The organism is Salinivibrio sp. MA427, assembly GCF_001996115.1.
GTDB classification, from domain to species: domain Bacteria; phylum Pseudomonadota; class Gammaproteobacteria; order Enterobacterales; family Vibrionaceae; genus Salinivibrio; species Salinivibrio costicola.
Window position 1 is genome coordinate 1 of the sequence record NZ_MUFH01000123.1, and the last position, 7,195, is coordinate 7,195.

Here is a 7,195-nt window from a genome sequence, read left to right on the forward strand (position 1 = left end):
CCTCCCGCCTGTTGTTGGCATCATAGGATTAATGCAAGCACTTATCGCCGTTAACAGTATTGTCGCCCCAAACTCGGTGGTCACCAACGCTTTTTACTATTTCGACGGACTATCAATGGAATGGATACCATACAAAGTAAAGCCCGCTCCCGCATGCAAAACCTGTGGATAGTTAAGGTTCAGCAAAGCTTGCCACATTAGAAATAGGAGTGTTGATGATGGAACCCAAAATATGCACTTGAACAAGACTTTACGTACAATTACGTTAACTCTACTTTGTTTTCTTTCTGGTACGACGATGGCAGACACCGCTCCCCTTCGCGTTGCTGTGTCAGCAAATTTTAATGGTACTTTCAATGAGCTCGCCCATGCCTATCAACGAGAGTTTAATCAACCTTTTCTGATTAGTTCTGGCTCTTCGGGTTCTCTATTCGCAAAAATCAAACACGCAGCACCCTACCATCTATTTTTTTCCGCAGATAAAGTACGTCCTATCTTGTTGGAGAAAGCTGGATTAGTGGTTGAGAACTCTCGCTTTACCTACGCGATTGGCATACCTGTTTTGTGGTCACAAGACACCGATCTGCTCACTAGCGCCGGAGATAAAGTCCTTGAAACACATTCCTTCAAACATCTCGCCATGGCAGATCCTCGTGTCGCTCCATACGGCCTTGCAGCCAAACAAATCATGCAACGCCTTGAGCTCTGGGAGGACTTAAATAGCAATACACAAATCGTGAAGGCGCAGTCCATCGGCCAAGCTTATGGCCAGATAGCATCAGAAGCTGCGGAACTGGGCTTTTTATCTTTATCACAAGTAAAAGACCGTGATGGGGCCATTGGCGGCTCGTACTGGATACCTCCTCGACATCTTTACGAACCCATCGAGCAACAAGCTGTCATTTTAAACTACGCAAAAAAAACGCCCCATATTTTTGATTCAGCAGTTCAATTCCTAAGCTGGGTCAGAAACAGTGAAACAGCTACAACCATTATCAAGAACTCAGGGTACAAAATAAACCAACCATTAATCGCAAACCAAGCGACCTTGATACGATCCAAGAAAGGCATTATTGAGCAATGATCTCCCCAAACGATATCACTGCACTGGTTATCACTCTAAAGCTCGCTTTCGTGAGCACCAGCATATTGCTCATAATTTGCACACCCCTGTCGTGGTGGCTAGTCAACACACAGTCACGTGTAAAAATCTTCGTTGAAGCATTAGTGATGCTGCCTTTAGTCTTACCACCCACCGTGTTGGGCTTCTACCTCCTCCTACTATTGGGGCCTAATGGATGGATAGGGGGAAGTTTAGAGGCGCTGGGCTTCAATCATCTAGCATTTTCATTTTCTGGGTTAGTGGTTGGTTCCATGATTTATTCACTACCATTCGTAATGCAACCACTTCTATCATCCTTTCAATCAGCAACTGGTGGCATATTAGACGTTGCCGCAACATTAAGAGCCTCTCCTATGGATCGTTTTTTCAATATTGTGCTTCCTTTATCACGAAGGGGTTTTTTAACCGCGGGTGTCCTTTCATTTGCACATTCATTGGGCGAGTTCGGGATCATAATAATGATTGGGGGAAACATTCCAGGGCAAACCCAAGTCGCATCTATTGCTATCTACAATCACGTCGAGTCAATGAATTACGACGCCGCGCATACACTGGCAGCCATACTTGTCTCTTTGTCATTTGTTTTACTATTGGCAACCTACACAATTGGATAGTGCGACGGTTATTGTCAATGGGGAAACATGGCAGCGCCAAGATGCATGTTTACCCACCCATCAACGCCCTATCGGTTATGTGTTCCAAGAACCGAACCTATTTCCTCATTTAGACGTCAAAGATAATTTGTTATTTAGCTACAACCGTGTAGACAAGGAAAAACGCTATGTCAGTTTTGAAGCAACGGTAAAAAGCCTCGGACTAACCGACATTAGTCGCTGCTACCCTCACCAGTTATCTGGTGGACAAAAACAAAGAGTCGCAATTGCTAGAGCCCTGCTCACTAGCCCGAGCCTATTGCTTATGGACGAACCGATGGCTTCTCTCGACCTTTCCAGTAAAGCCGAGATCTTACCTTACATCGAATCACTACAATCGACCCTGAAGATACCTATCATCTATGTCAGCCATGCCATTGAAGAGGTCTCAAGACTTGCCGATCACATTGTGCTGTTAGATAACGGAAAAGTATTAGCACATGGCGCAACACAAGATATGCTCACAAGGACAAATTTGTCTTTAGCGCGAGATGATAACGCGGCTGCGGTGGTTCACTGCACCGTCAAAAAGCATACAGACGACTATATGACAGTGCTAGACTTATCCAATGACCAACAATTGCATGTCCCTTTGCAGCAAGTCGAAACACACAGCATCATCAAAGCGAGGGTACACGCAAAAGATGTATCAATCGCTTTAGAAGCACCACAACAATCAAGTATCAATAATTGCTTATTGGCACAGCTCATGGAGGTGAGCGACGACACGCACCCCGCCAACGTCTTGTTACGGTTGGACGTAAGTGGTCAACCGATATTATCGAGGATCAGTCGCCGGTCGTTGTCTCGACTCAAACTGCAGCCAGGACAAATGCTCTATGCCCTGGTTAAAGCGGTTAGTTTTGATTATTAACTAACCGCTCCCCCAGTTATATCGGCTAGATAGCCCTAGACAACTGTCTAAACAACGTATACGCCTGAGTCACTTGCTCCCCTGTGACAACAAACCCAGTTAGCTGCTGAGCGTCATCAGAGGCTCGCACCACTATCCCCGAACTGACCATATTGATATCCCAGCATATTGCCGAATGGATATCACCTGCCATGTAGATGGGATAATTGGGGGTTTTAACTTTAACCATAATAGCGGGTAACGTTAAACCGCCATCAACGTCAAGAAGCTGCTTACCAAGCGTACTAGCACTTAAAGAAATGGCTTGTAGATAAGGCCTAATTTGGCCTTCAACCTCGGCACAATCTCCTAGCGCAAATACGTCGCTAGCGGATGTCCGCAGCGATGTATCAACGCAAATACCCTGGTTCACTTGAATGCCTGCTTGTGCCGCAAGGTTGGTATTTGGCGTCAGGCCAGCCGCTGATATAACAAGATCCACAGCAATCTTCTTGCCACTCTGCAACGTCAGTGAAAGCGACTGCTCCTGTTGATTGACTTCCACCACACTCTCACCAAGGCACAGTGTCGTGCCGAGTTGCAGCATCTGGCTCTCAAGCGGTCTAGCAACAAACTCTGGAACCAGTGTCCCAAGAAGGTGGGTATTAGGCTCAACAACCACAACGGATTTCCCGCTTCGCGCTAGATCCATCGCAATTTCAACACCTATTAATCCACCCCCTATAATGGCAACACGCTGAGCTTGACGCACATTAGGCTCTAATGCGCGCAACTCTGTCAAAGAGTTAGCTGTCATTACTTGATGCGCCGCATCCCCCTGAACCGGAGGTATAAAAGTAGTTGCACCGGTTGCAAAAACCAGCTTTGAATAAAAATACTTTTGACCATTTGCGCGTACACAATGGGCCTGTGTATCGACATGCTCAACGACAGTCTGAGTCAATAAAGTAATATTGTATTCATCTGCGAACACATCAGCGTATTTTAACACTAAATCGTCCGCTGTTTGTTGTTTACTAAATACGTGGCTCAAATCCGGCTTGTGGTACTCATGGCCATCATCAGCCGTCAATACGGTCACCGGGATCTCCCGATCCATACGCCGAATTGTTTTTACCAGTTGGTAAGCAGCGAAGCCACTGCCAATAATAATAATTGGTTCAGTCATTTTCGCTCCCTAACCTTGGTATGTTGTAAAAACATCTTTGCCTAGATGGCACTCAGGACATAAGAAGTATCCCGGAACATCACTCCATACTGTCCCAGGTTCAATACCTTGGTTAGGCTCTCCCACAGCAGGATCATAAACCCAATTACAAACAGTACAAATCATGCACTGACAGTCTGCAGAATGAGGCGGCTCTGCATCTTGGATAGGGTGTGTTTTTGGCTTTTCAGGGCTTAGTGTCGATGGTCGTGGCTTGTCGTTTTTCTCGCAAGACTCAGCCGTCGGTAGCATTCGAGAGGGGCGTTTGTTGGCCCACAACTTTGCAATATACTGACCATGCTCTCGACACTTCTCCATACCATCGCGATCAGGACGCCATTTTGTTTTCAAGCTCATCGACGTTTCAAAACCAGCGTCCATAAGGCGCGTGTGGATGCGGTCAACGGCACCACCGGTCCAACCAAAACTACCAAAAGCGCCCGCCTTTTTCGCTTTAAAACGCATCCCGGTGATTTCCTCCAGCATCCCTGCGATCTTAGGCATCATGACATTATTCATCGTTGAAGAACCAACTAACACACCTTTAGAACGGAATACATTTGATAGAATTTCATTTTTGTCGTGTTTCGAAACATTAAACACTTTTACTGCGACGTCCGGATCGACGTCATGGATCCCCTGTGCGATAGCATCAGCCATCATTCGTGTATTATTCGACATAGAGTCATAAAAAATAGTGATTCTGTCTTCTTGATAGTCATCCGCCCACGCAAGGTACTGCTCGATTATTTGAATAGGGTTATCGCGCCAAACGACACCATGAGAGGTTGCGATCATATCGACAGGTAAATTAAAACTTAAAACTTCCTTTATTTTCGCCGTTACTAAACGGCTGAAAGGGGTAAGAATATTAGAATAATACCGTAAGCACTGTTCCATCAGCTCATTTTGGTCAACTTCATCATTAAACAAGCGTTCATCACAGTAATGCTGACCAAAGGCGTCATTGCTGAATAAGACGGCGTCCTCGGTTAAGTAGGTCATCATGCTATCGGGCCAGTGCAGCATGGGCGCTTCAACAAATATAAGCTGCTTACCATTCCCAATATCGATACTATCGCCGGTTTTTACCGTATTAAAATTCCACTCCGGGTGGTGATGGTGGCCCACTATCGAGTCTATCGCCGCTTCAGTGCAATATATCGGCGTGTCAGGGATCCTCTCCATCAAGGCGGACATTGCGCCGGAATGATCTTCCTCTGCGTGATTTACAACAATAAAATCGATACTTTCTAGATCGATTTCCCTTTCAAGGTTTTGCAAAAATTGTTGGCTAAAGCGGTGATCAACCGTATCGATCAGTACTGTTTTCTCTTCTTGGATTAAGTAGCTGTTGTAACTTGTTCCTTTGGTGATTTTGTATTCTGTGCCATGAAAGTTCTGCACTTCCCAATCTCGTTGACCCACCCAGCGAATGTTGTTTTTTACCTGTATTGTCATGATTACTACCTTAAATGACATTGAGAACCTAATGCACTCTATATGCATTAGTCGTGCCAAGATAACTAACCATTTAACATCAAGCACTTATATAACAACCCACCTAAAACATTGTCTTAATGACAGCATTGATTATTGTCATTTAGACATATATGATTGTCATAAAGACACTAATACTAGATTATGACTGAATTATTCGCCCATTGGCTGTACATCACACAAGATTTAAATTCTGCACTGATTCGAAAAGACCGGTTTGATACATTATTAACCACGATAAGAGAAGTGCTACGCTGTGATGCATCCACACTACTTTTGTATGAGAATCAGACCTTTATTCCTCTCGCCATTAATGGATTATCGCATGACGTCTTAGGTCGTCGTTTTGCTCTCGCTCAGCACCCGCGTTTGGAAGCCATTGCACGAGCAGGTGATATCGTACGTTTTCCGGCTAACAGCGATTTACCAGACCCTTATGATGGATTAATTCCTAACCATGATGGCAAGCTTCAGGTTCACTCTTGTATCGGACTTCCGCTATTAGTGGACGATCAGCTAATTGGCGCAATAACTATTGATGCGTTTGACGAAAATCAGTTTGATGGCCTCCTCAATCACGACTTGCGGTTTATCAGCGCACTGGCAGCAGGTGGGCTACAAACAGCCTTGTTATTAGAGCAACTAGAAACACAAGCCAATGTCACACATGAGGCATTGACAGAGCGGCGTACGTTTAGTGATAAGATTATTTCCCGATCGGCGGCAATGCAGACGCTACAACAACAAATAGACGCGGTGGCGAATACGGAGTTATCAGTATTAATAACCGGGGAAACCGGGGTTGGTAAAGAGTTAGTCGCTAATGCACTCCACCAGCGTTCTGCAAGAGCGTCTAAGCCATTAGTCTATCTTAACTGCGCCGCGCTACCGGAATCCGTCGCGGAAAGTGAACTATTTGGTCACATTAAAGGGGCCTTTACCGGTGCAATTAGTGATCGAAAGGGTAAGTTCGAGCAAGCCGATAACGGCACATTATTTTTAGATGAAGTTGGCGAATTATCGTTAGAGTTGCAAGCCAAGCTACTGCGTGCACTCCAATTCGGTGATATCCAGCGGGTCGGCGATGACCGTCATATTCAAGTGAATACGCGCATCATTGCCGCGACCAATCGCGTTTTATATGAGGAAGTAACAGCCGGTCGTTTTAGAGCCGATCTATACCATCGTCTCAGTGTATTCCCTCTCCATGTTCCACCTCTTCGAGAAAGAGACGATGATGTCGTATTATTAGCCGGATTTTTTGCCGAACAGATGAAGGCTAAATTTCATCTTAGCAGCATTCGCCTGTCTGCATCGCTACTTCAAAAGCTCACACAGTATGCATGGCCTGGTAACGTACGCGAACTAGAGCATGCTATCAAACGAGCCAGTGTCCTAGCCAAATCTCGAACGCAGTCGAGGGATCTCGAGCTTACTCTGCAAGATTTTGATCTCTTTACCTCTGACGAAAAGGCGGTTAGTACTACCCATAAACAGCAAAAAAAAGAGTCTATTGAAGTTCCAACATTAGGGCTACGCGCAGAAACAGAGAATCTTCAGAAAAGAATGATCTCGGACGCATTATCACAAAATCACGGTAATTGGGCCGCCACTGCAAGACAACTTGATATCGATGGTGGCAATTTACATCGCCTAGCAAAACGGTTGAGCCTGAAATAAGAGCGACAAACGCAAGTTACAACCCCGTGAGCTAACGCCCTATTAGAAATTTTTTGACGTATTTATTATTCGCTTTTTATTTTTCAAATCGTTTATGAGAGAGGTGTCTCGAAGCGGTGCCAGGCCGCCAAGAACTCGGTCTTCTTCCTGAATATCTC

At 45.2% G+C, this 7,195-nt stretch carries 6 protein-coding genes; 4 read left to right on the forward strand and 2 right to left on the reverse strand.

The genetic code is table 11. The features are described from left to right. Positions 1-298 precede the first annotated feature (298 nt). The 3 genes from modA to modC are packed head-to-tail and all read left to right on the forward strand — an operon-like array spanning position 299 to position 2,650. On the forward strand, positions 299-1,084 hold the full coding sequence (gene modA / locus BZG79_RS09215; RefSeq protein ID WP_025744426.1) for a molybdate ABC transporter substrate-binding protein: 786 nt from the start codon (positions 299-301) through the stop codon (positions 1,082-1,084). Next, the gene (gene modB, locus BZG79_RS09220) at positions 1,081-1,737 is read left to right on the forward strand and encodes a molybdate ABC transporter permease subunit (protein WP_077774245.1); all 657 of its coding nucleotides are present in this window, start codon (positions 1,081-1,083) and stop codon (positions 1,735-1,737) included. Before modA ends, modB begins: the two co-directional genes overlap by 4 nt. Next, entirely contained in the window at positions 1,688-2,650 is a 963-nt protein-coding gene (gene modC / locus BZG79_RS09225) for a molybdenum ABC transporter ATP-binding protein (protein WP_242414153.1), read from the forward strand. The genes modB and modC overlap by 50 nt, the downstream gene beginning before the upstream one ends. A gap of 25 nt (positions 2,651-2,675) precedes the next feature. On the opposite strand, the gene norW is transcribed toward modC, so the two are convergent. Further along, positions 2,676-3,818 (reverse strand): NADH:flavorubredoxin reductase NorW, encoded by a 1,143-nt coding sequence (norW, locus tag BZG79_RS09230; protein ID WP_021023450.1) that lies wholly within the window; start codon positions 3,816-3,818, stop codon positions 2,676-2,678. 9 nt (positions 3,819-3,827) lie between these two features. Further along, complete coding sequence (gene norV, locus BZG79_RS09235; protein WP_077660824.1) at positions 3,828-5,318, reverse strand: anaerobic nitric oxide reductase flavorubredoxin; 1,491 nt, start codon at positions 5,316-5,318, stop codon at positions 3,828-3,830. Between the two features lie 183 nt (positions 5,319-5,501). On the opposite strand from norV, the gene norR reads away from it, so the two are divergent. After that, on the forward strand, positions 5,502-7,037 hold the full coding sequence (gene norR, locus BZG79_RS09240; RefSeq protein ID WP_077679667.1) for a nitric oxide reductase transcriptional regulator NorR: 1,536 nt from the start codon (positions 5,502-5,504) through the stop codon (positions 7,035-7,037). The last annotated feature ends 158 nt before the right edge of the window (positions 7,038-7,195 follow it).

What these genes read in the sequence shown, in the direction of transcription:
- norV (WP_077660824.1), bottom strand. Translation starts at nt 5,318, where the DNA reads ATGACAATACAGGTAAAAAACAACATTCGCTGGGTGGGTCAACGAGAT.
- modB (WP_077774245.1), top strand. Translation starts at nt 1,081, where the DNA reads ATGATCTCCCCAAACGATATCACTGCACTGGTTATCACTCTAAAGCTC.
- norW (WP_021023450.1), bottom strand. Translation starts at nt 3,818, where the DNA reads ATGACTGAACCAATTATTATTATTGGCAGTGGCTTCGCTGCTTACCAA.
- norR (WP_077679667.1), top strand. Translation starts at nt 5,502, where the DNA reads ATGACTGAATTATTCGCCCATTGGCTGTACATCACACAAGATTTAAAT.
- modA (WP_025744426.1), top strand. Translation starts at nt 299, where the DNA reads ATGGCAGACACCGCTCCCCTTCGCGTTGCTGTGTCAGCAAATTTTAAT.